This is a genomic window from Occultella glacieicola, assembly GCF_004353825.1.
GTDB lineage: Bacteria > Actinomycetota > Actinomycetes > Actinomycetales > Beutenbergiaceae > Occultella > Occultella glacieicola.
This window is the reverse complement of sequence record NZ_SMNA01000008.1, coordinates 38967-65506: the sequence shown is the minus strand read 5'-3', so window position 1 is coordinate 65506 and position 26540 is coordinate 38967. Positions and strand designations below refer to the sequence as shown.

The following is a 26540-nucleotide window of genomic DNA, read 5'->3' as shown; positions in this document are numbered from 1 at the left end:
CGTCGGGCGTGCGCGGACGAACACGGGGCGCCGGGTCCTTGGGTGGATTCCCGGCGCCCCGTGGTTCCTGCCTACTCGATGCGCGCGATCGGCGCGCCCTGGACGACGGCGTCGTCCTCGGACACGAGTAGGTGCACGGTGCCCGCGACGGGAGCGGTCACCTCGGCGTCGACCTTGTCCACCTGGACCTCACCGAGCAGCTGGTCGGCGGCCACGGTCTCGCCGTCGGCGACGAACCAGGTGGCCAGGACCCCCTCGGTCTCGGGTGTGGTCCGGTCCAGGACGGGGAAGACGACGTCGGTCATGCGAGCACGCCCCGGATGGCGCCCTCGATGCGGTCGTGGCGGGGCAGGACGGCGTACTCGAGGGAGCGGGCGTACGGGATCGGCACGTCCGGAAGTGCGACCCGCCGCACCGCGGTGAGCAGCGACGGATCGGACTCGACCACGGAGGCGACGACCTCCCCGGACAGCCCGAAGGAGAGGTAGTCCTCGTCGACCACGACGAGCCGGCGGGTCTTGGCCACGGAGGCCAGGATCGCCTCCCGGTCCAGCGGCACCAGCGAGCGCAGGTCGAGGACCTCCACGTCGATCCCCTCGCCGGCGAGCGTGTCCGCCACGTCCAAGGCGTGGTGGACGGACAGCGAGAGGGTGACCACGGTGACATCGGATCCGGCCCGGGCGATGGCCGCCTTCCCGATCGGAACGACGTGCTCCCCCTCCGGGACCAGGTCGATGGACCGGCGGTTCTTGGCCATCCAGGGCAGGCCCATGATGCCCTTGTGGAACATGTACACCACCGGCGAGTCGTCGCGGATGGCGGAGGTCATCAGGCCCTTCGCGTCCGCCGGGTTCGACGGCACCACGACCTTCATCCCGGGCAGGTGGGCGAACGTGCCCCAGAGCGTCTGGGAGTGCTGGCCGCCGTCGGAGTAGCCACCACCCACGGCCGTGGTGAGCACCATCGGTACCTTCACCCGGCCGCCGGAGAAGTAGTGGATCTTGGCCATGTGGTTGTAGATCTGGTCCAGGCAGACGCCCATGAAGTCGGCGAACATGAGTTCGGCGATCGGTCGCATGCCCTCGGTGGCGGCGCCGACGGCGAGGCCGATGAAGCCCGTCTCGGAGATCGGGGTGTCGATGATCCGCTTCGGACCGAACTGCTCCAACAGGCCGGTCGTCGAGGAGAAGATGCCGCCGTAGGCAGCGACGTCCTCCCCGAGGTAGAACACGGACTCGTCGCGCTCCATCTCCTGCGCGATCGCCTCGACCATGGCCTTGGACGTGCTCAGCCGCCGGCCGGCCTGCGCCCGGGATGCCGGTGGGGTGTCGGTGAGCGTCATGACTGCGCCTCCTCGGCGAACACGTACATCCCAGCCTCGGCCGGGTCCGGCTCCGGGCTGCCCTTGGCGAACGTGATGGCGTCCTCGACGCGTTCGGTGGCGTCGGCACGGATCCGGGCGATCTGCTCGTCGTCCAGGACGCCCGCGGACCGGAGCCGATCCTCGTAGGCGGGGATCGGGTCACGGTCGCCGACCTCGGCAAGATCGGGCCGGTAGCCCTGGGCGTCGCCCTCGAAGTGGCCCCACATCCGGACCGTGTGCACCTCGATCAGGCTCGGCCCCTCCCCCGCTCGGGCGCGTGCGACCGCCCGGCCGGCCACCTCGTGGACGTCGTCGACGTCGTTGCCCTCGACCCGGTGGCCGGGGATGCCGTAGGCGGCGGCCCGGTCGGCGTTGTTCGGGATCGACGTGGACGCCGACCGGGGTACCGAGATGCCCCAGTCGTTGTCCTCGACGACGAACACGACCGGCAGGTTCCAGAGCGCCGCGAGGTTGAGCGACTCGTGGAACGCGCCCTGGTTCGCCGCACCCTCCCCGGTCACGGCGACGGCGATCGCGTCGCTGCCCCGTCGAGTGAACGCGAACGCCATGCCGAGCGCCGGCGGGTAGCCCTCGGCGATGATCCCGGAGCAGGAGAAATGGGTGTCCGGGTCGAACAGGTGCATGTGCCCACCGCGTCCTCGGCCGAGCCCGGAGGTCCGGCCGAAGATCTCCGCAGCCATGGGGCGCAGCGCCATGCCGTGGGCGATGGCGAAGTGGTGCGGGCGGTGGGTGGCGGTGACCGCGTCGTTCGCGGTGAGGTGGGCGCAGACCCCGGCGGAGACGGGCTCCTCCCCGGCCGCCAGGTGCATCTCGCCCGGGACCAGGCCCTTGCCGATGTCGAAGCCCGGACCCTTGTCCGCGTGGTACTCCCGCAGGATCGCCTCCTCGAACGTGCGCACGAGCACCATCGAGGAGTACAGACCGAGCCGGACCTCAGGCTCGAGTCCCTGCACCGATGGTGCGGGTGTGGTCGTCGACATGTCATGCCTCCGTTGGCTGGTCGGTCCCCTCGACAGCTCCAGCCTCACCCGGCGCGAGCACGGCGGCAACGGGCGTTATTTCAGATGGTGATAGCGCCCTCGTCGGAGCTCAGTGCGATCAGGGTGGCGGCGCGGGTCAGCCGTACGGCGCGGGCGAGGACCTCGGCGCCGCGGTGCGCGGGGACGGAGACCGCGACGGCCGCGACCGTCTGTTCCGAGGGCACCGGGGCGGCGATGCAGACCGTGCCCAGCGAGTACTCCTCGCGGTCCAGTCGGAACCGCGCCTGGGTGCCGAGTTGGCGCAGCAGTGCCCGCCGGTCCGTCAGCGTCCGCGGCGTCAGGTCCTCGAGGGAGTGGGTCTCGAGGTAGTCCCGGCGGGCGTCGTCGGGCAGGGCCGAGAGCACCGCCTTGCCGAGGGCGGTGGCGTGGGCGGCGTCGTGGAAGCCGACCCACAGGTCCGCCCGCGGAGCACCCGGGCTGTCCACGATGTCCCGCAGTTGGATCTCCCCGTCCACCAGCACGGACAGATAGGCCGCGGCGCCCAGGTCGGCGTGCAGCGAGCTGAGGATCTCGTGGGCCCGATCGGTGCGCAGCCCGCCGACCGTCGCCCCTCGAAGCCGGTCGACGTGGTCGCCGATCAGGTATCCCTGCGCGGTCCGGGTCAGGTAGTCCTCGTGCACGAGGGTGCGGAGCAGGTGGTAGACGGTCGGCAACGGTGTGCCGGTGCGGCTCGCCAACTGCTTGGCGGTGACGGGCACCGCCGACTCGGCGACCTCGTTCAGCAGTCGCAGCGCTCGGACGACCGAGTGGATGATGGTCGGCTCTGCCATGAGGACCTCCCGCTCTGGGCAGCCTAGTCCGGCCCGGCGCGGTGGGCAGCCCCGATCGGACCACCGCGCGCGACCGTGCCGTTCCGCGGCCCATCACCGCTCTGGCCCGCACGACGACACCCTCGTCCGGTGCGTCCGCCGGCGAAGGGGCGATCGTGCGGCTCATGGGCTGGTTCAGCCGCAGGATCGCACCCTCGGCGAGCCGCGGCCTACGCCTCGCGACGGGCCGCGATCGCTGCGGCCTGGCCGCGCACCGCCGCGCTGGTGAGCCGCACCCACTCGGCGATCGTCTCGAGCTGGTCCGGAGTGAATCGCGCGGTCACCGCGGCCATGGCGGAGCCGAGGCCGGCGAACGCCTCGGCCACCTGGGGGTCGGCTGCCCGGGCGGCCGTGACCACGAGGCGGCGCCGGTCGGCCGGGTCTCGCTCGCGACTCGCGAGTCCGGCGCGCTCGAGGCGGTCCACCAGTCCGGTCACCGCTCCCGCCGTCAGCGACGTCCGCTCGGCCAACTCCCCCGCGGACATCGGACCCTCCCGGCCCAGGATGCCGAGCGCCTTGTGGTCGGCGGCGGACAGCCCCATCAGGGAACCGATCGCCTCATGGAAGAGCACGACGGCGTCGCTCAGGTCGGCCCCGAGCCGGTCCGGCTCGAGCATCTGGTCGGGTTCCGCATCGGGCATGGTCACATCCTCCACCCGATGATACCTTTTAGTCTACTGAATCATTTAGTGAACTGAAGGGATTGGTCCGATGAGGTGGAGCGGGGCATGGGGCGAGGCGGTCGGGGTGTTCGGGGTGGCGGGGGTGTTCTTCGTGCGGCACTACCCGGTGGTGTTCGCGTTCGGGGCGGTCGCGTCGGCGCAGCGGTTCCTCGCCGTCGGCGGCGACGAGCGGTTCGCCTGGGCCGGCGGGGTCGGCGGCGAGGTGGTGACGGTGGCGGTGCGGGTGCTGTTCCTGGTCTGGGTGGTGCGACGCGTCTTCGCGGACTCCGACGCGCCCTGGTCCGAGGTCGGCGATCGGCTGAGCCGGTTCCTCGAGGGCCGCACGGGGGTGCTGCTGGCCAGCGCCGCCCTGCTGGTGGCGCTGACGATCGTGGCGAAGGTGATCCCGGACGCGGTCGCGGCCGGCTTGGAGACCTCCGCCCGGGCGACGTTCCTGTCCTGGGAACTGGCGATCAAGAACGTGAGCGTCATCCCGTTCGTCATGGTGTGGCTGACCGTGCTGGCCCGGCACGCCCTGACCATCCCGGCGGCGAGGGTGGTCGCTGGGGGCTGACCGGCGCCGGTCGGGCGTACGCTCGGCCCATGCAGATCGCGGTGACCGGTGCGTCCGGCAAGCTGGGTCGGGTCGTGGTGACGTACCTGCGCGAGGCGGGGCACGCCGTCGTCGCCCTGGACCGGTTCGGCGAGCGCGCACCGGGCTTCACCCGCGTGGACCTCACCGATCATGGGCAGGTGGTCGACGCGCTCGCCGGCATCGACGACACCCACGCCGGACTGGACGCCGTGGTCCACCTGGCGGCGATCCCGGCGCCGGGCCTGGCCAGCGATGTCGCGACGTTCCAGAACAACCTGCTCTCCACGTTCCACGTGTTCCAGGCGGCCCGGCGGCTCGGGATCCGCAACATCGTGTACGCCTCCAGCGAGACGGTGCTCGGGCTCCCGTTCGACACGCCGCCCCCGTACATCCCGGTGGACGAGGCGTACCCGGCACGGCCGGAGTCCACCTACTCCCTGGTGAAGCACCTCGAGGAGACGATGGCGATCGAGCTCACCCGGTGGGACCCGGAGCTGAAGATCATCGCGTTGCGGTTCTCCAACGTGATGTACCCGCAGGACTACGAGGCGTTCCCGTTCGACGCCGACCCGCGCGATCGCAAGTGGAACCTGTGGTCCTACATCGACGCCCGCGACGGTGCGCAGGCGGTGCTGCGCGCCCTCGAACTCGACGTGACCGGCTTCGACCGGTTCATCATCGCCTCTCCGGACACGGTGACCACCCGACCCAACGCCGAACTCGTCGCCGAGGTCTTTCCCGACGTCCCGATCACGCGTGACCTCGGCGAGCACGACACCATGCTCTCGATCGACAAGGCCCGCCGCGTGCTCGGGTACGCCCCGGTGCACTCGTGGCGGGACGGCCGAGGCTGAGCGTTCGGGTCAGCCCGCGTCCAGCGCGGATCGGATGTCTGTGTGGGTGAAGTCGTGGCCCTTGAACGGCAGCGCTTCGTCGACGGCCGACGCGAGCGCGTAGGAGGAGCAGTCACCGAAGTTCAGCTGGGCCGGATGCCCCGACCCCTTGCCGAAGTCGCGGTACGCCTGCCGGGCGATCCTGGACTGGTCCGCATCGACCGGCGCCACGTCGACCTGGAGCTCTGCCAGCAGTTCGTCGAGGCGACGAGAGAGGACGGGATCCGCAGCAGGATGGCGACGACTGCCGACGTGTCGATGATCATGCCGGGAGGCCCCCGCCGTCACTCATCTGTGGACAGCCGAGCATGTATCTCGTCCGCCGTCCCGAACCGAGGGATCACCATGACGGCTCAGGTCAGCAACAGGGTCCCGATCCGGCGGGTCGTGGCCCAGAGACCGAGCGCGGAGAACACCGCGAGGTAGCCGACATGGACCAACAGGCCCACGTGCAGGTCCCCCATCATCAGGCCACGAACGAGATCGACGCCGTGATAGAGCGGCGTGGCCTGCACCACCCACTGCAGCGCCGGCGGGTAGGTCGCGAGCGGGTAGAACGTCGCCGAGAACAGGAACATCGGCAGGATCGCGAGTTGCACGTAGTCCATGTCGTTCCAGGACCGCATGTAGGTGGTCGCGGCCATCCCGACGGCTGCGAAGCCGAGCCCGATCAGCGTGCACGCGGGGATCGCCAGCAGCGCCCACCACGAGGGGACGAACCCGGCCACGGCCGCCACCAGCAGGAACGCCGCCGAGTAGATCAGCCCGCGCAGCAGCGCCCAGGAGATCTCGCCGGCGGCGATGTCCCAGGGCCGCAGCGGCGTGGACAGCACGGACCGGTACAGCTTGGAGTGCTTGAGCTTGTAGAAGACGTTCCCGGTCGAGTCGTACACGGCGCCGTTCATGGCCGACGTCGCCATCATCGCCGGGGCCACGAACACCGCGTACGGGATCTCGCGCCCGTCGACGTCGACCGAACCGACCAGAGCCCCGATTCCCACGCCCATCGCGAACAGGTAGAACACCGGCTCGAAGAAGCCGGAGACGAATGTCAGCCAGTAGTGCCGGGCGGCCCTCAGGTTCCGCTCCACGAGGGCGGCCGGGCGGGCCATCGCGACCGGGAACGGCAGCGCGTGGCGGGCCGGAGCCGCAGTGGTGCCCGTAGCCATCAGAGGACCATCCGTCGGCGCAGGGCCCGCACCGCGAGCAGGTAGCCGGCGCCGGCCCAGAGCGCGAGGTAGGCGACGTGCGCGGCGAACCGCCACGGCTCCAGCCAGAGCGGCGAGTCCGGCCCCAGGCCGAGGGCCCGGGTGAGCGCGACCGTGTGCGTCAGCGGCGAGATCCAGCCGATCACCTGCAGGCCCATCGGCAGCTGCGCGAGCGGGAAGAACGTCCCGGAGAACAGGAACAGGGGCATGATGACGAACCGCTGCAGCACGTTGAAGCCCTCCTCGCGCTGGATCGTCGCGGAGAACGCATAGATCGGAGTGGCGAACGACAGCCCGCCGAGCACGGCGACCGGCACGGCGGCCAGCGCGAGCGGGCCGTCCATGGCCCGCAGCACGAGCGAGACCAGGACGAACACCCCGGCCACCAGGGTCAGGCGCATCAGCACGTAGACCAGGTGGCCCCGGACCAGGTCCACCACCCGGAGCGGCGTCACCAGCATCGCGTCGTAGGTGCGCAGCCACTTGATCGCACCGAACACGTTGTAGGTGGTCTCCGCGGACGCCGTCATCATCGCCTGGGCCGCCACCAGCCCGGTCGCGACGAACGCCACATAGGGGACTCCGGGCACCGCGGTGCGGTCCCCGGAGTCGATCAGCGCGCCGAGCCCGTAGCCCATCCCGGCCAGGTAGAGCAGCGGGGCCAGGAACGAGGAGATCACCGTGGAGCGCCAGATCCGCTTGTACACGGCCAGCCAGTAGCCGAGCACGGCGCGCCAGCCACCGCCGACCCGGCCCGTCGGGGTCTCCGCCCGTCCGGCGTCGTCGACGGCGGATCCACCCACCGAGGCGACCTCACCCGCGGAGCCGGGCGGCGCCGTCGGGCCCTGCTCGTGTGCCCGGCTCATTCGATCAGGCTCCGCCCGGTCAGGCGCAGGAACACGTCCTCGAGCGAGGCCCGGCGCACCAGCGCCGAGAGCGGGTGCACGCCGCGCGCGGCGACGGTCTCGAGGGCGCCGTCGCCATCGTGGACGTAGAGCAGCAGCCGGTCGGCGAGCACCTCGACCCGCTCGGCAATGCCGGCGACCTCCTCGACCCGCTCGGCGTGGTCGGCGACGTCGAACCGAAGCTCGAGGACCTCCCGGGAGGCGTGCTGGGCGATCAGGGAGCGGGGTGAGCCCTCCGCGACGATCCGTCCGTGGTCCATCACCACCAGCCGGTCGCACAGCTGCTCGGCCTCGTCCATGTAATGCGTGGTCAGCACGAGCGTGACGCCGTCCCGCTTGAGCCGGAACAGCCGGTCCCACAGCACGTGGCGGGCCTGCGGGTCGAGTCCGGTGGTCGGCTCGTCCAGGAGCAGCAGGCTCGGCTCGTTGATGAGGGCCCGGGCGATCGTCAGCCGGCGCTTCATGCCGCCGGAGAGCGACTCGACGACGGCGTCGCTCTTCTCGGTCAGCTGTGCGAACTCCAGCAGTGGCCCGGTGCGGGCCCGGACCTGCTCACGGGTCAGGCCGAAGTACCGGCCATAGACGAGCAGGTTCTCGCGCACCCGCAGCTCCTCGTCGAGGGCGTCGGTCTGCGGGACCACGCCCAGGCGGGCCTTGATCTGCGAGGCGTGGGAGGCCGGGTCCATCCCGAAAACCGTGAGCTCGCCGCCGGAGACCGGGGACGTGGCGCCGATCATGCGCATCGTGGACGTCTTACCGGCGCCGTTCGGGCCGAGGAAACCGAAGGACTCCCCGGCGGCGACCTCGACGTCGATGCCGTCGACGGCGACGAAGTCACCGAAGGTCTTGCGCAGGCCGGTGGCGCGGATCAGGGACATGGTGGCTATGTCATCACGGATGCTGGGTTGCTAGCAACCTACTACCGGCGCTTCGTCTTGTGGTCTGCGGTGCGGTGGTGCCAGCGCACGGACTCCGGGAGTTCGTTGACGACGCAGATCGCCGCCCAGACCCGGTCCGGGTTCTCCCCGTCCGCGAGCGCCTCGTTCGCGGTGCGCCCGTTCAGCGGCGCGAGGACGAGGTCCTGCGCCAGGGAGCCGGCGTAGCGGCCGAACGTATCCTCCATGGCGGCCCAGAACTCGGAATGCTTCACGCGGGCCAGCGTAGGTCACGGTGCCGACAGGTGCCGACACAGGGTGCACGGGGCCACCGACAGGGGCCGACAGAGGCTGATGTCAGCGGCCCCAGGCAGAATGGCCCAGGTGACCACCGAGGCGAGCGAGAGCATGCTGGCGGGCTTCAGCGCGCCGACCCGGGCCTGGTTCTCCGGCGCGTTCGACGCCCCGACGTCGGCCCAGGCCGGGGCCTGGGACGCGATCTCCTCCGGGCACCACGCGCTCGTGGTCGCGCCGACGGGCTCGGGGAAGACTCTCGCGGCGTTTCTGTGGGCCCTGGACCATCTCCTGCTCGCTCCGGCGCCGGCCGACCGCGCGCGCCGGTGCCGGGTGCTGTACGTGTCGCCACTGAAGGCGCTCGCGGCGGACGTCGAGCGGAACCTGCGCTCGCCACTGGTCGGGATCACCCGCCTGGCCACCGGTCTGGGCGAGCCGGTCAACGACGTGCAGGTCGGTGTCCGGACCGGCGACACCCCGCCGGCCGAGCGCCGCGCCTTCGGCACCAGACCGCCGGACATCCTGATCACCACGCCGGAGTCGCTGTTCCTGGTGCTCACCTCGGCCGCGCGCGAGGGACTGCGCGGCGTCGAGTACGTGATCCTCGACGAGGTGCACGCGCTCGCCGGGAACAAGCGCGGCGCCCACCTGGCCCTCTCGCTGGAGCGGCTGGACGCCCTGCTGGACGCGCCGGCGCAGCGGATCGGGCTGTCCGCGACAGTGCAGCCGGTGGACACCGTGGCCGGCTATCTGGCCGGCGCCCGCTCCCTGGCCGACGGTGGCCGCACCACCCGGATCGTGCAGCCGAGCGTGGGCAAGGAGCTGCGGATCGACGTCGTGGTGCCGGTCCCGGACCTGGCGGACGTCGCCGGCACCCCGACGGCGGCCCGTGGGCCGGGCGGCGAGGGTGGCGCGTCGTTCGATCCGCTCGGGGTCGCCTCGGGCGACGCAGCCGGCGACGGCGGGACACTCCTCGACCTGTCCGGGGACGCCGCGGGCGCCTCGCCGCGATCCCGGCCGCCGGCCGGCGGGTCGATCTGGCCGCACGTGACCGAGCGGGTCGTGGACCTGATCACCTCGCATGCCTCCACGATCGTGTTCACGAACTCCCGCCGCGGTGCCGAGCGGTTGACGGCCCGGATCAACGAGGTCCAGGCGGAGCGTCTCGGGCTCGGGCCGGACCTCGACGCCGGCGCCGCCCAGGCGGCACAGACGCCGGCCCAATCAGGAACCGGGCTCGCGCTTCCGGCGGACGCCATCATCGCTCGCGCCCACCACGGGTCGATGAGCCGGGACGAGCGGACCTCGATCGAGACCGCGCTCAAGTCCGGTGCACTGCCCGCCGTGGTCGCCACGAGCTCGCTCGAACTCGGCATCGACATGGGCGCCGTGGACCTGGTGGTGCAGGTGGGTGCGCCGCCGTCGGTGGCGAGTGCGTTGCAGCGGATCGGCCGGGCCGGGCACCAGGTGGGGGCGCTGTCGCACGGGGTGGTGCTGCCCACACACCGGGGTGACCTGCTCGCTGCCGCGACCACGTCGGTGCGGGCACGCGAGGGCCAGATCGAAGCGGTCACGGTGCCGGCGAACCCGCTGGACGTGCTCGCCCAGCAGATCGTGGCGATGACGGCCCTCGACGTCTGGGACGTCGATGAGCTGACCACGCTGGTGCGCCGGGCCGCGCCGTTCGCGGACCTCGGGCCCGGGGTCCTCGCCGCGGTGCTGGACATGCTCGCCGGGCGCTACCCCAGCGAGGACTTCGCCGAGCTGCGACCGCGGATCGTCTGGGACCGGATCGCCGGCACCCTGGCCGGCCGCCCGGGCGCACTGCGGCTGGCCGCGACCAGCGGCGGCACCATCCCCGACCGCGGCCTGTACGGCGTCTACGTGGTGGGTCAGGAGACCAGCGCGCGGGGCGGCAAACGGGTCGGCGAGCTCGACGAGGAGATGGTCTACGAGTCCCGGGTGGGCGACACGTTCACCCTCGGCTCGAGCACCTGGCGGATCGAGGACATCACCCCGGACCGGGTGCTCGTCTCCCCGGCCCCGGGACTGCCGGGCCGGTTGCCGTTCTGGAAGGGCGACGCGCCGGGCCGTCCCGCCGAGCTGGGCCGGGCCATCGGCGGGATGATCCGAGAGATCGGCGCTGCCGGGTTCGCGCCGGCCTCGCTCGACGAGTGGGGCCTGGACGACTGGGCCCGCGACAACCTGCTCGCCTACCTGCGTGACCAGGAGGCCGCGACCGGTCGGTTGAGCACCGATCGGACCATCGTGGTGGAGCGGTTCCGGGATGAGCTCGGGGATTGGCGGGTGGTGATCCACTCCCCGTACGGCGCCAAGGTGCACGCCCCCTGGGCGTTGGTGCTCGGAGCGAACCTGCGCCGCCGCTTCGGCATGGACGTGGCCGCGATGCACTCCGACGACGGGATCGTGCTGCGGCTGCCGGACACCGCGGACGTGTGGGACGCCGACGACTGGGATCTGACCGGCCTTGGAGGTGGTGCCGACGGTGCCGGTCAGGAGTCCGCCGTGCGTTCGACCGAGTCGGCGCGCGCCGGCGGTGCCGGGGAACTGCCCCTGGAGGACCTGCTCCTCGAGCCGGACGCGACCTCCCGGGAGGTCGTCGCCGCCCTGGCCGGCTCGGCGCATTTCGCGGCCCGGTTCCGCGAGGCCGCGGCTCGGTCCCTGCTACTGCCGCGCCGGCGCCCGGACCGGCGCCAGCCCCTGTGGCAGCAGCGCCAGCGCAGCGCCCAGCTGCTCTCGGTCGCGGCGGACTATCCGGACTTCCCGGTGGTCCTCGAGGCCGTGCGCGAGTGCCTCCAGGACGACTTCGACGTTCCAGCCCTGACCGAGCTCATGAGTCAGATCCAGGGCCGCCGGGTCCGGGTGGTCGAGGTCCACACCCAGCAGCCCTCCCCGTTCGCTCAGTCCCTGCTGTTCGGTTACGTGGCGCAGTTCCTGTACGAGGGAGACGCACCGTTGGCCGAGCGCCGCGCGGCTGCGCTCACCCTCGACCCAACCCTGCTCGCGGAGCTGCTCGGCGAGGGCGCCGACGTCGCCGAACTCCTCGATCCCGGGGCCCTGGCGTCGGTGGAGGCCGAGGTCGGGCTGCGCACCGAGACCTCCCTGGCCGGCGACGCCGAGGCCGTGCTGGACCACATCCGCCGGCTCGGGCCGATCACCGACGCCGAGCTGACCGAACGCGTACGGACTCCCGAGCTGCTCGATGGGTGGCTCACCGAGCTCGCCGCCTCTCGCAGGATCCTCAGTGTCCGGGTGGCCGGGCAGGCGCAGTGGTGCGTGGTCGAGGACGCGGGACGACTCCGGGACGCGCTCGGCGTCGCCCTCCCGGTGGGCCTGCCGGAGGCCATGACCACCCCGGTCCCGACGGCGCTGACAGACCTGGTCCGCCGGCATGCCCGCACCCACGGCCCGTTCCGCGCCGGGCAGGTCGCGGCCCGGCTCGGGCTCGGCACGGCCGCCCTCGCACCCGTGCTGCGGGACCTGACCGAGCGGGGCCTGCTCGACTCGGGAACCCTGCGGCCGGCCGAGGCGCACACCGCGCAGACGCTCGCGCTGCCCGGCCCCGACTACTGCGACGCCGACGTGCTGCGCCGGATCCGTCGCCGCTCGCTGGCCGTGCTGCGCGCGGAGGTGGAGGCGGTCCCGGCCGAGGCATTGGGGGTGTTCCTGCCGCGATGGCACCAGGTCCGCCAGCTCCGCGGGGTCGACGGCCTGCTGACCGCGATCGACCAGCTCGCCGGTACGCCGGTTGCGGCCTCCGCGCTGGAGACGCTGATCCTGCCCACCCGGGTGGTCGACTATGCCCCGGAACTCCTCGACGAGCTCACCACGGCCGGCGAGGTGGTCTGGGTGGGCGCCGGGGGCGGACCCGGAACGGACGGCATGGTCGCGCTGCTCACCGCGGACGCCGTCGCCGACCTGGCGCCGCCGGCCAGCACCGAACACCCCACGGCGGTGGGCCGGGCGGTGCGCGACGTGCTCGCCGCCGGCGGTGGCCGGTTCTTCCGCGACATCGTCGCCGAGGTCCGCCTCGGCTGGACCGAGTCGGACCCGCCGGAGGCCGCCGAGATCCTGACCGCGCTCTGGGAGGCCGCCTGGGACGGCGCGGCCACGAACGACACCCTGACCCCGCTGAGGGCCCGCCTCGGTGCGAAGCCTCGGGCCGGCACGCGCAGCACCCACCGGGCCCGCCCCCGGGGACGATCGCTGCGGTCGGTCGCCCTGCGCCGGCCCGGCGCACACCCGCTGGGGCCCGCCACGCCCGACGACGCCGTCGGCCGATGGTCCTGCCTGCCGCCCCGCTCGGACGAGGCCCGCCGGGCGACGGCCGCCGCGGTAGCCCTGCTCGAGCGGGACGGGTTGGTCACCCGGGGCACCGTCGGCGACCGGTTCGCCGGTGGCTTCTCGACCGTGTACCGGGTCCTGGCCGGACTCGAGGTGACCGGGCAGGTGCGCCGCGGCTACTTCGTCGAGGGCCTGGGCGCCGCCCAGTTCGCGCTGCCCGAGAGCGTGGACCGGCTGCGCTCGGACGCCCGCGCCGGCGTCGGCGCGCTGCTGTTGGCGGCCACCGACCCGGCCAACCCGTACGGCGCTGCGCTCGGCTGGCCGGAGCCGATGGGCATGGTGGAGCAGACCAGTGGCCACCGCCCGGGCCGGAAGGTCGGCGCGAGCGTCGTCGTCGTCGGTGGTGAGTTGGTGCTCTATCTCGAGCGCGGCGCGAAGACGCTCCTGTCCTTCACCCGGGACCCGGCGACCCTCGGCCCGGCCGCCCAGGAGTTGGCGCGGGTCGCCAGGACCGGGGCGCTCGGCCGGTTCACGGTGCACCGGGCCGACGGCGCGCCCGCGCTCTCCGATCGCTCCCCGCTCGTCGACGCCCTCGCTGAAGCCGGCTTCATCGCGACACCCCGCGGGTTAAGGTTGCGCCAGGACAGGGGTTGATCTTCGATGCCTGAGGGCGATGTCTTGTTGCGGGTGGCACGACGGCTCAGCCTCGCGCTGAGCGACCGGCCCCTGGTCCGCGGCGAACTGCGCTGGCCCAGCCTTGCCGGGCACGACCTGACCGGCCTGCGATCGGTGGGCACGGTGTCCTACGGCAAGCACCTGCTCACCAGGCTGGACGACGGCCGCACCCTGCACACCCACCTGCGCATGGACGGCACCTGGCAGGTCCGGCACACCGCGGACCCGCCCGAACCGCTGCGGCGCCCGACCGTCCGGGCCGTGCTCGGCACGGACCAGTGGACCTGCGTCGGGCTGCAGCTGGGCATGATGGACCTGGTGCGCACCCGCGAGGAGCACGGTCTGCTGCGGCATCTGGGCCCCGACCTGATGGCCGACGAACCGAACCTCGACATCGCCGTCGCGAACCTGGGAACAGACCCGGACCGAGCTATCGGTGAGGCTCTCCTGGACCAGTCGGTGGCCGCCGGCATCGGCACGATCTACCTGGCCGAGACATTGTGGCGGCACCGGGTCAACCCGTGGCGGCCGGTCTCGGGTGTGAGCGAGCGGCGCGAACTCTTCGCGACCGCCCACCGTCTGATGCGCCGCTCGGCGGACGGCCCGGCGCTGACGGCCACCGGCGACACCCGGGCCGGATACACGACGCACGTGCACGGGCGCGAGGGCCGGGGCTGCCGGCGCTGCCGGACCCCGATCCTCGTCGCCCCGATCGGCGTGGAACCGATGACCAGGCCCGCCTACTACTGCCCCACCTGCCAACCGGACTGAGACGGCGGGACGGTGCCTCCCGTCCGACCGACCTGCGAAGACGCCGATGGCCCCGGCGCAGTGCCGGGGCCATCGGTTCGAGACGATGAGGGGATCAGACGGTGGCGAGGTCCTCTTCGCGACCGAGCTGATAGGCGAAGTCCGCGGGAATGGTGTCCGGGATCGCGATGCCCTCGACGAGTGCGACGCGGTCGGAGACCTCGCGCAGCACCACCGAGAGTGGGATGTTCAGAGCCGAGCAGATCGAGGAGAGCAACTCCGAGGAGGCCTCCTTCTGTCCCCGCTCGACCTCCGAGAGGTAGCCGAGCGAGACCCGTGCCGCCGAGGACACCTCGCGCAGAGTGCGTCCCTGGCGTTGGCGTGCGCCCCGAAGGACATCACCGATCTCACGCCGTAGTACCACCATGGTGCGTCCCTCCTCTCGCGCTGTTGCCGTTGCCGTGGTTCTACCGTACCCCGCCGGTGCGATGGGCGCCGTGCGCATCGTGGACGAACGATGCGGCCCTCGCCCCTTCGGGGCCCCGGTCGCCGGCCGGGAGTTCACTGGCGCAATGTTGTGCTTCATTACTCGTCCCAACGTGATCGGTCCCCGACTTGTTCCCCGGCCTGACGAAGCAGCGCGAGCGCGAGGGCCACGGTGGCGGACCGGACCGCGGGTCGGGTCCCGGCCAGGTGATAGCCCCGCACGGTGCGCCAGGTGGGCGTCGTGCACGCGACGAACACGGTGCCGGCCGGCCGGCCGTCCGCGGGTCCGGGTCCGGCGACCCCGGTGGTTCCCAGGCCGATGTCTGCGCCGAGGCGCGCCCGGACGCCGTCGGCCATCTCGAGGGCGACCTGCGGATGAACGGGGCCGTGGGCGGCGAGCAGGTCCTCGTCGACGCCGAGCACGGAGGTCTTGAGGTCGGTCGCGTAGGCCACGACCCCGCCGCGCAGCACCGCGGACACCCCCGGGACCGAGACCAGCTCGGCCGCGAGCGCACCACCGGTGAGGGACTCCGCGACCGCGAGGGTGCGCCCTGCGTCGATCAGGCGGGCGAGGATCGCGGCGGTGCGGTCAGCGGGCATCACCGTCGGCCGCGGCGGCACCCTCGGCACCGGACCGCGCGGACTGCCAGGCCTTCCAGCAGTAGTCGACGCCGGTGACCACGGTGACCACGAGGGCGGCGAGCATGATCACGAAGGCGACGATCCGCAGCACGTCACCGAACGCCAACCCGGCCAGCGCGACCGTCAGCAGCATCAGCGAGATGAACACGATCTGCAGGACCGTTTTGAGCTTGCCGCCCTTGGAGGCGGGCATCACAACGCCGCGGCGCACCATGACGAACCGGAGCACGGTGATACCGATCTCGCGGACCAGGATGAGGATCGTGGCCCACCATGGCATCAGTCCGGGGTCGATGACGGAGAGCATGACCATCGCCGTGCCGGTCAGCAGCTTGTCCGCGAACGGATCGGCGATCTTGCCGAAGTTCGTGACGATGCCTCGGCTGCGGGCGATCTGACCGTCGAGCCGGTCGGTGTAGGCGGCGATCAGGAACACCGCGAGCGCGCCGATGCGGGCCGCCGTCGAGTCCTGCCAGAGCAGGATCGCGAAGACCGGGACGAGAACCACCCGGACCATCGTCAGAACGTTGGGCAGGTTCCAGACCTCGGCGGTCGCTTCATCGCTGGACCGGGATTCACTCGTCACCCGATCAGGGTACGGGACCGGCCCCGGCCCCGGTGCGGCCCGCCCACGGCCCCGACATAGAATCTGCGGGTGCCCGAGACCCCCGCCACGCGGCGACGCAAGCGACGCCGCCGAGGCCTCCCGCTGCCCGCCATCCTGGTGATCCTGATCCTCAGCGTCACCGCGGGCGGAGCCCTGGCGGCGTGGCAGCCGTGGAACTCCGACGGCCCTGCCGACCCCGCCGCGGAGCCGACCACAGACCCCGGCGAGCCGAGCACCACGAGCCAGCCGACCGCTACGCCAGAGCCGACGCCGACCCCACAGCCGGACGCCGTGTTCACGATCGGCGCCGCCGGCGACGTGCTGCCGCACGACACGGTGATCCGCAACGCCCGGATCGACGGCGGTTACGACTTCACGCCGCTGCTCGAGGCGACCCGCCCGTGGAGCGCGGGCGTGGACCTCGCCCTGTGCAACATGGAGGTGCCCCTCTCGCTGCCGGACGAGACGCCGTCGGGCTATCCGCTGTTCGGCGCGCCCACCGAGATCGCGGGCAACCTCGCCGACCTCGGCTGGGACGGGTGCTCCACCGGCACGAACCACTCCCTCGACCGCGGCTACGACAACCTCGCCTACACCCTCGACACCTTCGACGAGGCGGGCCTGGGCCACGCCGGCTCGGCCCGGAGCGAGCAGGAGGAACTCGCGCCGCAGATCTACGAACTCGAGCGGGAGGGCCAGACGATCCGAGTCGCGCAGATCGGCGCCACCTACGGCACGAACGGCCTGCCGATCCCGGCCGACGCCCCGTGGTCGGTCACGCTCATCGACTCCGGCGCGCTGATCGCGCAGGCGACCGCGGCCCGCGAGGCCGGCGCGGACCTGGTGGTGGCGACGCTCCACTGGGGGTACGAGTACCAGAACTCCCCCGCCGACGACCAGGTCGAGGTCGCCGAGGCGCTCGCCGCCTCGGGGCAGGTGGACCTGATCATCGGCAACCATCCGCACGTGCCGCAGCCGATGGCACTGCTCGACGGCGGACCGGACGGCTCGGGCATGTGGGTCGCGTACTCGTTGGGGAACTTCATCTCCAACCAGGACGACCTGTGCTGCGTCCCGCAGACCGGCACCGGGCTGTTCCTGACCGCGACCGTGGTCAAGCCCGCCGACGGCCCGGCCCGGGTGACCGGCCTGGAGTGGACCCCGATGACCGTGGACCGGGTCGGCGCCCAGCGGGTCTACCCGCTGCCCGCGCTGCTGGCCGGGGACACGCCGTCGGGCCTGACGCTGTCCTCCGGCACCCTGGCGAACCGGCAGGAGCTCGTGGAGCAGGTGATGGTGAACTCGACCGGCGCCGAGTTCCCTGAGCGGATCGAGCCGCCAACGCCGACCGGTGATGACGCCGTGGTGGTGCCCCGGTCCTGAGCGGCCTCAGGTCCGGTTGGTGAGGTCCCAGGCGTCCTCGGAGTCGTCGTCGTCGTCGGAGTCGTAGTAGTCCACGGCCTCCTCGCGGTCGTCGAGGTCGGCGGCCACGAGGTCCTCGGGACCGGCGTCGTAGACCGGCTCGTCATCCTCGGCGGCGGGGGCCGGGCTCTCGCCGCGCAGGAGCGCGAGCGTGGCGGGCAGGTCGTCGGGCTGGACCAGCACGTCGCGGGCCTTGGAGCCCTCCGATGGCCCGACGATCTCGCGGGACTCCAGCAGGTCCATCAGCCGGCCGGCCTTGGCGAACCCGACGCGCAGCTTGCGCTGCAGCATCGAGGTCGACCCGAACTGGGTGGTGACCACCAGCTCGGCCGCCTGCAGCAGCAGGTCGAGATCGTCGCCGATGTCCTCGTCCACCTGCTTCTTCGCCGCGGACACCACGATGTCCTCGCGGTAGGTGGGCTTGAGTTGGCCCTTCACGTGTTCGACGACGGCGTGCACCTCGGTCTCGCTGACCCAGGCACCCTGCACGCGCATCGGCTTGGAGGCACCCATCGGCAGGAACAGGGCGTCGCCCTGACCGATCAGCTTCTCCGCGCCCGGCTGGTCCAGGACCACCCGGGAGTCCGCGAGCGAGGAGGTCGCGAACGCGAGCCGGGACGGCACGTTCGCCTTGATCAGCCCCGTGACCACGTCCACGCTCGGGCGCTGGGTGGCCAGCACCAGGTGGATGCCGGCGGCGCGGGCGAGCTGGGTGATCCGCTGGATCGAGGCCTCCACGTCCCGCGGGGCCACCATCATGAGGTCGGCGAGCTCGTCGACCACCACCAGCAGGTACGGGTACGGCGCGATCTTGCGTTCGCTACCCGGCAGCGGCTTGACCTTGCCGTTGCGGACCCCGGCGTTGAAGTCGTCGATGTGCTTGTACCCGAACGCGGCCAGGTCGTCGTAGCGGGCGTCCATCTCCCGGACCACCCACTCCAGGGCCTCGGCGGCCTTCTTCGGGTTGGTGATGATCGGGGTGATCAGGTGCGGGATGCCCTCGTAGATGGTCAGCTCGACCCGCTTCGGGTCGACCAGCACCATCCGCACCTCCTCGGGGGTGGCCCGCATCATGATCGACGTGATCATCGAGTTCACGAACGAGGACTTGCCGGCGCCGGTGGCACCCGCGACCAGGATGTGCGGCATCTTCGCGAGGTTCGCGACCACGTAGCCGCCCTCGACGTCCTTGCCGACGCCGATCACCATCGGGTGCTCGTTGCGGCGGGCCACCGGGGACCGGAGCACGTCACCGAGGACCACGGTCTCGCGGTCGGCGTTCGGGATCTCGATGCCGATGGCCTTCTTGCCCGGGATCGGCGAGAGGATCCGCACGTCCGCGCTCGCGACGGCGTAGGCGATGTTCTTGCTGAGTGCGGTGACCCGCTCCACCTTGACCCCGGAACCGAGCTCCACCTCGTAGCGGGTGACGGTCGGACCGCGGGTGAAGCCGGTCACCTGGGCGTCGACGCCGAAGTCGGTGAGCACGGTGGTCAGCGCCTCGACGACGCGGTCGTTCGCGGGCGAACGCAGCTTGTGCGGCGCACCCTGGACGAGCGCCTCGTCGCCGGGCAGCGTGTAGGTCAGGCCCGGGTCCAGGACGAGCTGCTCGGCGCGGGCCGGCAGGGCCTGAGTGGGCGGGGCGACCAGGTCCTCCGGCGCACCCGGGTCCTCGGCCGGTTCGTCGACGGGCCCGACGGCGGCCGGTTCCGGTGCCGGTTTGCCCGCCCGCGGTTTGCGGCCACGCGGCGCCGGTTCCGGCGCGTCGCCGGGTTCGGTCTCGTGCGGGTGGGCGAACGCCTCGTCGCCGGTGTAGGCGCCGGGCTCGGCAGCGGCGGTGGTCGTCTCCTTCGCCTTCGACCTCCGACGGCGGGGGCGGCCCTCCAGCTTCTCGGTCGCGTCCGGGTCGTGGTCGCCGTCCGGTGCGTCGTCGCCGGCCCGCGCGTCGATGTCCGCACCGGTGACCCAGTCCACACCCTGGCGGATCCGGCGCGGGATGGCGGCGACCGGTGTGGCCGTCACGACCAGGAGGCCGAAGAATGCCAACAGTACGAGCAACGGCACGGTCACCCAGACGGTGAGGGCAGCCGAGAGCGGGTTCGCGGCGACGAAGCCGATCAGCCCTCCCGCGGCGAAGACGTCCTGCCAGGCCGGCGGCGCGGGCAGGTCGGAGGCCACATGGACCAGGCCGCAGACCGCGACGGTGATCGCACTGAGGCCGATGAACACGCGGCCGTTGACCTCCTTGCGCTCCGGGTGGCGCATGAGGCGTACCGCGATGCCGACGAGGATCACGGGGATCGCGATGGCGAGGACGCCGACGAGGCCGGCGGCCGCGGCGTGCACGATCTCCCCGGCGGCGCCGGACAGCCCGAACCACTCACGCACGGCGACGATCACGGCGAGCGCGAGCAGCAGGAAGGCGATGCCGTCCCGGCGGAGGGCGGGGTCGAGGTTACGGGCTCCGGATCCGATGCTGCGCGCCGTCCCTCCGACTAGGTGGGCGAGCCCCATCCAGATCCCGCGCACCATGCGCACGGGCAGCGGTGACTGGTGCTGCTGCACCGGCTGCTTACTACGCCCACTCCCGCCGGAACGCGAGGTCGAGCCCGCCCGAGCCGTGCTCGGCGAACCCTTCTTGCGTCCTGGTGAGGCGGACCGTCCGGGGGAAGTCGTACGGGTCGCCATGATTGTTGGTTGTCCTCTCGCGTCAGGCGTGCCGAGACAAGCCTGTCGGCTCTACTCAACCAAAGATCCGGCGCCGAGTGCGGGATGACACGCACTGTCGAAGGGAGCACACGGCCGCGTTCTGTCGTTCTGTCTAATTTTGTCGAGTTCATGCAGAAGTTGCGTCAAGCTGTTGACGCAATGAGGTGGCCCCTTCCACGCTGGTCCCGTGTCGAAGCCGATAGCAGCGTCACGCCGATCGCGGCGGGTGCATCACGAAGCGCAGGTGCTCGATCTGCTCCGAGTGCGTGGTGGCGCGAGCCGAGCCCAGATCGCGGAGGGCACCGGATTATCCCGCGCGACGATCTCGGAGATCACCTCGGACCTGCGGAGCGCCGGGCTCGTGGTCCTCGCGCAACCCCCCACCGCGGGCCTACGGGTTGGACGCACCCCGGAGCACCTGACCCTGAACCCGGCCACGGGCGTGATCGTCGGAGTCGAGTTCAGCCACACCCGGGTGACCGTCGTGGCGTGCGACATCACCCACCGGGTCCTGGGTTCGCGCATGCTCGACCACGGCAAGGAGGAGCCGTGGGAACGGCGCTCCGCGACTGCGACCGGCTTCGTCCGCGAACTGGTCGGCCCGGGCTCCGCCTCGTCGCCGTTGCGCGCCATCGGTGTCGGTGTGCCGGGGGCGATCTCGGGTCGCGCGGGCGTGCTGGCCGCGCTCGAGCAGCGCTTGACGGAGAGTTACCGGGTTCCGATCCGCACGGAGAACAACGCACGGCTCGCCGGGCTCGCCGAGTTCTCCTGGGGGGCCGGGCAGGACATGCATGACCTCATCTACATGCGCCTTGCCGAGGGCGTCGGCGGGTTGCTGATCATCGATGACGAACCGCGCCTGGGCAACACCGGGTCCGCCGGCGAGTTCGGGCACGTGTGCCTGGACCCCAACGGACCGGTGTGCCGGTGCTCGAACCGCGGGTGCCTGGAGTCGTACGTCGGCATGGGAGCAGTCCTTCGCCGAGCGGGAAGGGCGTCCGTCGAGGATCTGGTGGATGCGCTGGACCGTTCCGAGTCCCGGGCCCATGCGGTCATCGCGGACGCCGGCGCGCGTATCGGACTGGTGCTGGCGAACGCCTGCACGGTCCTCGACCTGTCCTCGATCGTTCTCGGTGGCGCACTCTCCGAGGCCGGTGAGTATCTGGTCCGCGCGGTGCGGCAGACGATCGTGCGCCACGTGAACGCGCGCACCGCCGAGAGCCTGCAGATCCACGTCGCACAGCTCGGCAGTCTCGACGGCGCGCTGGGCAGCGTCGCACTCGTGCTGCGTGACCGCACGATCCCGGTCGGCCCCCGCCCGACCTCCGCGACCGCCTCACACGAGGGGGCGCGGACCGCGTGACGGCGAACATCCTCTTCTTCCTCACCGATCAGCACCGCATCGACACGCTGGGTTGCTACGGCAACGACGTCGTCTCGACCCCGGTCCTGGACGCGATCGCCGCCGAGGGCTCGACCTTCCGACGGTTCTACACGCCGACGGCGATCTGCACCCCCGCCCGCGCGAGCCTGCTGACGGGAGCCGCACCGTTCCGGCACCAGCTCCTGGCGAACTACGAGCGCAACGTGGGCTATCGGGACGAGCTCGCCGACGATCAGTTCACCTTCAGCCGGGCGCTGCGCGATGCCGACTACAACGTCGGCCTCATCGGCAAGTGGCACGTGGGGCTGCACCGCACCCAGCACGACTACGGCTTCGACGGAATCCCGATGCACGGCTGGCACAACCCGGTCGACCACGCGGACTACGTCGCCTACTTGGACGAGCACGATCTGCCGCCGTACGCGCTCACCGACGAGATCCGCGGCACCTTCCCCAACGGCACGCCGGGCAACCTGCTCGCGGCCCGCCTGGACCAGCCGCTCGAGGCCACGTTCGAGTACTTCCTCGCCGAGCGTGCGATCGGCCTGCTGCGTTCATACGCCGCGGAGCACGAGACCGCGGGCCGACCGTTCTTCCTGGCGACCCACTTCTTCGGACCGCACCTGCCGTACAACATTCCCTCGCACTACTTCGACATGTACGACCCGGAGGCGATCACGCTGCCGAAGTCGGTGGCCGAGACGTTCGCGAACAAGCCGCCGGTGCAGGCCAACTACTCGGCGCACTGGACCTTCGACACGCTCTCGACGGCGACGTCGAAGAAGCTCATCGCGGCCTACTGGGGGTACGTCACGATGATCGACGAACAGATCGGCCGGATCGTCGAGGTGGCGAAGGAGCTCGGGGTCTACGACGAGTCCGCGGTGTTCTTCAGCGCCGACCACGGCGAGTTCACGGGTGCGCACCGGCTTCATGACAAGGGCCCTGCGGCCTACGAGGACATCTACCGTGTCCCCGGCGTGGTCCGGCTGCCCGGTGGCCACGAGCCGCAGGTCGCGGATCACTTCGCGTCCCTGCTCGACCTGACGGCGACGATCCTCGACGTCGCCGGGCTGGACAGCTCCCAGGCGGTGGATGGCACCAGCCTGGCGCCCGTCGTACGCGGCGAGCAACCGGTGTGGCGCGACGATCTCGTGCTCGAGTTCCACGGGCATCACTTTCCCTACCCGCAGCGCATGCTCGTGACCGACCGGTACAAGATCGTCGTCAATCCCGAGTCGGTCAACGAGTTGTACGACCTCGTCGATGACCCCGACGAGTTGCAGAACCGCTACGCCCATCCCGAACTCGAACAGGTTCGCAACAGCCTGCTCCGGCGGCTGTACATCCAGCTGCGCGAGCGGGGAGACAACTTCTACCACTGGATGGCGTCGATGTACCCCGTCGGAGCGAAGGACTACGACGTCTCGCTCAGCTCCTTCGACGACGTGCAGCGCTGATCCGCTCAGACAGGAGACAGGAATGAACAGCACGACTGACAACGGTGTCGGGTCCCGGAGGGGGAACTTGCCGGGCGCGGCGTTCGCCATGAACCGCCGGGGATTCCTCGGAACCGTCGGCGCCGGCGGCCTGGGGGCGATGCTCGCCGCCTGCACGGGTGGCGGACAGTCCTCCGACGGGCCGAGCGCCGACGACGGCGTCCTGCAGTGGTGGGACCAGTTCCGCCCCCTGACGAGCATGCTCGAGGCGAGCCTGTTCGAGCCGTACATGGCGGCCAACTCGGGCGTCACGATCGAGCGACGGCAGATGGAGGGTCCCGATCTGGGGCAGGCGATCCAGGTGGCGCGGCGCAGCAACCAGATGCCGGACGTTCATTCCCTGGCGGGCCTGGATGCGACACCTGCCGCGCTGGTCAGCGAGGACTGGTTCCAGCCGATCGGCGGACATGCCGACTTCGACGGCACCGAGATCGTCGACCAGTTGTTCGACGGGCTGCACCGGTTCGACGGGGAGATCTACTCCGTTCCGCTGTTCTCCGGTCGTTTCCACGACGCGACGCCGTGGGTCAACACCGAACTGCTCAGCCAGGCTGACATCGACCCCGCACAGAGCCCGGCCACCTGGGACGACCTGCGCGCCACCGCACGACAGATCACCGACAGGGCGGGCGTTCCCGGGCTCCTGATCCCGACCAAGGAGGTCCCGTACCTCACGGCGCTGGTCAACTGGCTGGCGCAGAGTGCCGGCGCGCCCGGCACCATCGACTGGACGACCGGTGCGTACGTGTTCAACTCCCAGCCGTTCGTGGACGCGCTGGAGTTCCTGCTCTCCCTCCAGCAGGACGGCGTGGTCCACCCGTCGGGGGCGTCGATGGGTGCCCGAGATGCCCGCGCACGCTGGGCGGCCGGCGAAGCGGCCATCTACCCGTGGGGACCGTGGATCATCGGCGGGCTCATGGTGGACGAGCCCGAGGCCGTCGAGCGAGGCATCGACGCCTGGCGTCTGCCATGCCCGGAGACGACCCGCAACGTCGTCCACCGTGGTCCCGGAGGCGGCGTGTTCTGGGTCAGCAACGAGTCGCAGCAGCCCCAGATCGCTGCGGAACTGCTGCTGCAGATGAGTTCTCGGGAGTTCCAGGCACAACTGGCGAGCGCGATGGACCAACCGCCCGCGCTCATCGACGTGGTCGCCGAGGCCGACGTGCACCCGGCCTACGCTCGGAACATCGGCTACCTGGCCGACGACGTGCGGATCAGCCCGGTGCCCGAGACCGGCAACCCGTCGACCTGGCGTGTGGCCGCCGAGTCCCAGGACATCCATCCGAACCTCGGCGAGGTCGCACAGGCGATCCTCACCGGCAGCAGCAGCGACATCAGGGGCGAGCTGACCCGGCTCAACGACGCGATGAGCGCCGAGCGTGACCGGGCCATCGCGGCCGTCGCGGGCGAGGGTGCCGAGGTGAGCATCGAGGATTGGGTGTTCACCAACTGGGAGCCGAGTCAGGACTACGACCAAGCGGCCTACGCGGCGCGATGACACCATGACGCTCACGACGTCCGCACCCGCACCTGCCATCAGCCCGACGACGGCGAAGGAGCCCCACCGCCTCAGTCTGCGGCGACGCCTGCGCCGGGACTGGTGGATCTACCTCTTCCTGCTCCCGACCCTCCTGGGATACGGGGCGTACACGGTGTACCCACTGGTGGCGTCGTGGTGGTACGCGTTCCTGGACTGGCCAGGTTTCGCCATGACGGGCACGTTCACCGGGCTCGACAACTTCCGGCGCCTGCTGGCCGATGACCTGTTCTGGAACGCCTTCCGGAAGTCGCTCCTGTTCCTGGTGGTGGCCGTGCCCGCACGCGTGGGCCTGGCGCTGCTGCTCGCGTTGTGGCTGAACAGCAGGAGAACACCGTTCTCCGGCTTCTTCCGGACACTGTTCTTCCTGCCGGTGGTCACCACCGGTGCGATCATCGGCATCGTCTTCACGCTGCTGCTGGACGCCAACGGTCCCATCAGCCTGGCGCTGGTCTGGGCGGGGATCACGGACTCCCCCACGAATCTCGTCGCCAGCGCCGGCACCTCGCTCTACGCGGGTATCGCCGTGTGGGTCTGGAAGTGGCTCGGCATCACGATGATCTACTGGCTGGCGGCTCTGCAGACCATTCCTCGCGACGTGCACGAGGCCGCGATGCTCGACGGAGCAAACGCGCGGAAGGAGTTGTGGCACGTCACCCTGCCGTTGCTCGTGCCCTTCCTGGTGATCATCACCCTCATCGACACCGTCGGTGCACTCAACGTCTTCGACCTGATGCAGACGCTCACGGGCGGTGGCCCGTCCTTCTCCTCCGAGGTGATCGAGATCTTCATCTACCGGACGGCTTTCGCGGCCACGGTGCCCCAGCTCGGCTACGCGTCGGCGGCGGCGGTGCTCTTCGGACTCCTGACCATGGTCCTCGCGGTCGTCCAGGCCGTCGGGGTGCGGTGGGCGCGTCGACAGACGAAGGGCGCCTCATGAGCGCCGCGACCGCGATCCGACCGGAATCGGCGGAGGGCGCGCCGACCCGACGCCGCGGTCCGCGACGTGGACGGAACGTGCGCCCGGGCCGGGTCGTCGCCCTCGTCGCGCTGACCGCGGCGGCGCTCCTGTGGACCTATCCGTTCCTCTGGCTCGTCTCGGCCTCCCTCAAGCATCCGTCCGAGATCTTCGGCAGCGGCTTCGATCTCGTTCCTGACGAGTTCGTGTGGGAGAACTACACGAGGGCCTGGGTCGAGGCCGGATTCGCTTCCTACTTCGTGAACACGGTGCTGATCACGGCCGGAACGGTGCTCGTGGTGGTCATCCGCAGCGCCCTCGCCGGATACGTGCTGGGCAGGTTCGACTTCGCCGGCAAGAAGATCCTCATCGGGGTCTTCCTGGTGACGTTCTTCCTCCCCGAGGGCTACACGATCATTCCGGTCACGCAACTGACCGACCAGCTCGGCCTGCTCAACACCCATGCGGGCGTGATCCTGGGCCTGGGCGCCGGCGGTCAGATCGCCGCCACGCTCCTGTACGCCGGCTACTTCCGGGGGCTACCCAAGGAACTCGAGGAGAGCGCCCGGCTCGACGGCGCCGGTCAGTTCCGGATCTTCTTCCAGGTGATGCTGCCCCTGGCCTGGCCGATCACGGCGACCGTCGTGATCCTGACCTTCCTGTTCGCATGGAACACCTACCTGCTACCGCTCGTGTTCACCCTCAGTGAGCCGGACCTGCGCACCCTGGCCATCGGCATGACGGTGTTCGTCGGCGAGTACGGCCAGGACTGGCCAGGGATGGCGGCCGCCGCCGTCATCTCGCTGGTCCCGGTGATCGGTGTGTTCGTCGTGTTGCAGCGCAAGTTCGTCGACAGCGTCGCCGGAGCAGTGAAGCAGTGACAGCCACCCAAGGAACGGAG

At 71.1% G+C, this 26540-nt stretch carries 24 protein-coding genes; 10 read left to right on the top strand and 14 right to left on the bottom strand.

Annotated elements, in window-relative coordinates; genetic code table 11:
- Positions 1–71: 71 nt before the first annotated feature.
- The 5 genes from EXU48_RS16810 to EXU48_RS16790 all read right to left on the bottom strand — a co-directional run bounded on the left by EXU48_RS16810 (position 72) and on the right by EXU48_RS16790 (position 3874).
- Complete coding sequence (locus EXU48_RS16810) at positions 72–305, bottom strand: biotin/lipoyl-containing protein (protein ID WP_133108845.1); 234 nt, start codon at positions 303–305, stop codon at positions 72–74.
- Complete coding sequence (locus EXU48_RS16805; protein WP_133108844.1) at positions 302–1342, bottom strand: alpha-ketoacid dehydrogenase subunit beta; 1041 nt, start codon at positions 1340–1342, stop codon at positions 302–304. The genes EXU48_RS16810 and EXU48_RS16805 overlap by 4 nt, the downstream gene beginning before the upstream one ends.
- Positions 1339–2364 carry a thiamine pyrophosphate-dependent dehydrogenase E1 component subunit alpha gene (locus EXU48_RS16800; protein WP_133108843.1) on the bottom strand — a complete coding sequence of 342 codons (1026 nt, stop codon included), beginning with the start codon at positions 2362–2364 and terminating at the stop codon, positions 1339–1341. Before EXU48_RS16800 ends, EXU48_RS16805 begins: the two co-directional genes overlap by 4 nt.
- 80 nt (positions 2365–2444) lie before the next feature.
- Positions 2445–3194 carry an IclR family transcriptional regulator gene (locus tag EXU48_RS16795; RefSeq protein WP_133108842.1) on the bottom strand — a complete coding sequence of 250 codons (750 nt, stop codon included), beginning with the start codon at positions 3192–3194 and terminating at the stop codon, positions 2445–2447.
- A gap of 209 nt (positions 3195–3403) precedes the next feature.
- Positions 3404–3874, bottom strand: a complete 471-nt coding sequence (locus EXU48_RS16790; RefSeq protein ID WP_133108841.1) for a MarR family transcriptional regulator — start codon at positions 3872–3874, stop codon at positions 3404–3406.
- A gap of 70 nt (positions 3875–3944) precedes the next feature.
- Between EXU48_RS16790 and EXU48_RS16785 the strand changes: the two genes are divergently transcribed.
- Positions 3945–4469: a hypothetical protein gene (locus EXU48_RS16785; RefSeq protein WP_133108840.1), complete on the top strand. Its 525-nt coding sequence runs from the start codon at positions 3945–3947 to the stop codon at positions 4467–4469.
- A 29-nt stretch (positions 4470–4498) separates the two neighbouring features.
- Positions 4499–5344 carry an NAD-dependent epimerase/dehydratase family protein gene (locus EXU48_RS16780; protein WP_133108839.1) on the top strand — a complete coding sequence of 282 codons (846 nt, stop codon included), beginning with the start codon at positions 4499–4501 and terminating at the stop codon, positions 5342–5344.
- Between the two features lie 9 nt (positions 5345–5353).
- Here the strand turns inward: EXU48_RS16780 and EXU48_RS16775 are convergent, their stop codons facing one another.
- The 5 genes from EXU48_RS16775 to EXU48_RS16755 all read right to left on the bottom strand — a co-directional run bounded on the left by EXU48_RS16775 (position 5354) and on the right by EXU48_RS16755 (position 8646).
- Positions 5354–5554 carry a type II toxin-antitoxin system VapC family toxin gene (locus EXU48_RS16775; RefSeq protein WP_207947792.1) on the bottom strand — a complete coding sequence of 67 codons (201 nt, stop codon included), beginning with the start codon at positions 5552–5554 and terminating at the stop codon, positions 5354–5356.
- Positions 5555–5736: 182 nt separating this feature from the next.
- Positions 5737–6552, bottom strand: coding sequence for an ABC transporter permease (locus EXU48_RS16770; protein WP_133108838.1), 816 nt, complete (start codon positions 6550–6552; stop codon positions 5737–5739).
- Positions 6552–7457, bottom strand: a complete 906-nt coding sequence (locus EXU48_RS16765; RefSeq protein ID WP_133108837.1) for an ABC transporter permease — start codon at positions 7455–7457, stop codon at positions 6552–6554. Before EXU48_RS16765 ends, EXU48_RS16770 begins: the two co-directional genes overlap by 1 nt.
- Entirely contained in the window at positions 7454–8374 is a 921-nt protein-coding gene (locus tag EXU48_RS16760) for an ABC transporter ATP-binding protein (protein ID WP_133108836.1), read from the bottom strand. Before EXU48_RS16760 ends, EXU48_RS16765 begins: the two co-directional genes overlap by 4 nt.
- A 41-nt stretch (positions 8375–8415) precedes the next feature.
- Entirely contained in the window at positions 8416–8646 is a 231-nt protein-coding gene (locus EXU48_RS16755; protein WP_133108835.1) for a DUF3046 domain-containing protein, read from the bottom strand.
- Between the two features lie 100 nt (positions 8647–8746).
- On the opposite strand from EXU48_RS16755, the gene EXU48_RS16750 reads away from it, so the two are divergent.
- The gene (locus EXU48_RS16750; RefSeq protein WP_207947791.1) at positions 8747–13624 is read left to right on the top strand and encodes a DEAD/DEAH box helicase; all 4878 of its coding nucleotides are present in this window, start codon (positions 8747–8749) and stop codon (positions 13622–13624) included.
- 6 nt (positions 13625–13630) lie between these two features.
- On the top strand, positions 13631–14416 hold the full coding sequence (locus tag EXU48_RS16745) for a DNA-formamidopyrimidine glycosylase family protein (RefSeq protein WP_133108833.1): 786 nt from the start codon (positions 13631–13633) through the stop codon (positions 14414–14416).
- A 94-nt stretch (positions 14417–14510) separates the two neighbouring features.
- Here the strand turns inward: EXU48_RS16745 and EXU48_RS16740 are convergent, their stop codons facing one another.
- The 3 genes from EXU48_RS16740 to pgsA form a co-directional block, all read right to left on the bottom strand.
- A complete protein-coding gene (locus tag EXU48_RS16740; RefSeq protein WP_133108832.1) occupies positions 14511–14822 on the bottom strand; it encodes a helix-turn-helix domain-containing protein in 312 nt (103 codons plus the stop codon).
- A 158-nt stretch (positions 14823–14980) separates the two neighbouring features.
- Positions 14981–15481, bottom strand: coding sequence for a CinA family protein (locus EXU48_RS16735; protein WP_133108831.1), 501 nt, complete (start codon positions 15479–15481; stop codon positions 14981–14983).
- Entirely contained in the window at positions 15471–16109 is a 639-nt protein-coding gene (gene pgsA, locus EXU48_RS16730) for a CDP-diacylglycerol--glycerol-3-phosphate 3-phosphatidyltransferase (protein WP_235857087.1), read from the bottom strand. Before pgsA ends, EXU48_RS16735 begins: the two co-directional genes overlap by 11 nt.
- A 69-nt stretch (positions 16110–16178) precedes the next feature.
- Here pgsA and EXU48_RS16725 point away from each other — a divergent pair, with 69 nt between their 5' ends.
- Positions 16179–17513: a CapA family protein gene (locus EXU48_RS16725; RefSeq protein WP_235857086.1), complete on the top strand. Its 1335-nt coding sequence runs from the start codon at positions 16179–16181 to the stop codon at positions 17511–17513.
- A gap of 6 nt (positions 17514–17519) precedes the next feature.
- Here the strand turns inward: EXU48_RS16725 and EXU48_RS16720 are convergent, their stop codons facing one another.
- Positions 17520–20240 carry a DNA translocase FtsK gene (locus EXU48_RS16720; protein ID WP_133108830.1) on the bottom strand — a complete coding sequence of 907 codons (2721 nt, stop codon included), beginning with the start codon at positions 20238–20240 and terminating at the stop codon, positions 17520–17522.
- Between the two features lie 265 nt (positions 20241–20505).
- On the opposite strand from EXU48_RS16720, the gene EXU48_RS16715 reads away from it, so the two are divergent.
- Genes EXU48_RS16715 through EXU48_RS16695 form a run of 5 tightly spaced genes read left to right on the top strand, consistent with a single transcriptional unit; the run spans position 20506 to position 26520 of the window.
- Entirely contained in the window at positions 20506–21624 is a 1119-nt protein-coding gene (locus EXU48_RS16715; protein WP_165962865.1) for an ROK family transcriptional regulator, read from the top strand.
- Positions 21621–23105, top strand: a complete 1485-nt coding sequence (locus tag EXU48_RS16710; protein ID WP_133108828.1) for a sulfatase-like hydrolase/transferase — start codon at positions 21621–21623, stop codon at positions 23103–23105. Before EXU48_RS16715 ends, EXU48_RS16710 begins: the two co-directional genes overlap by 4 nt.
- Before the next feature lie 22 nt (positions 23106–23127).
- A complete protein-coding gene (locus EXU48_RS16705; protein ID WP_133108827.1) occupies positions 23128–24642 on the top strand; it encodes an ABC transporter substrate-binding protein in 1515 nt (504 codons plus the stop codon).
- Positions 24643–24646: 4 nt separating this feature from the next.
- Positions 24647–25621 (top strand): carbohydrate ABC transporter permease, encoded by a 975-nt coding sequence (locus EXU48_RS16700; RefSeq protein ID WP_133108826.1) that lies wholly within the window; start codon positions 24647–24649, stop codon positions 25619–25621.
- Positions 25618–26520 (top strand): carbohydrate ABC transporter permease, encoded by a 903-nt coding sequence (locus EXU48_RS16695; protein ID WP_133108825.1) that lies wholly within the window; start codon positions 25618–25620, stop codon positions 26518–26520. Before EXU48_RS16700 ends, EXU48_RS16695 begins: the two co-directional genes overlap by 4 nt.
- Positions 26521–26540: the final 20 nt, after the last annotated feature.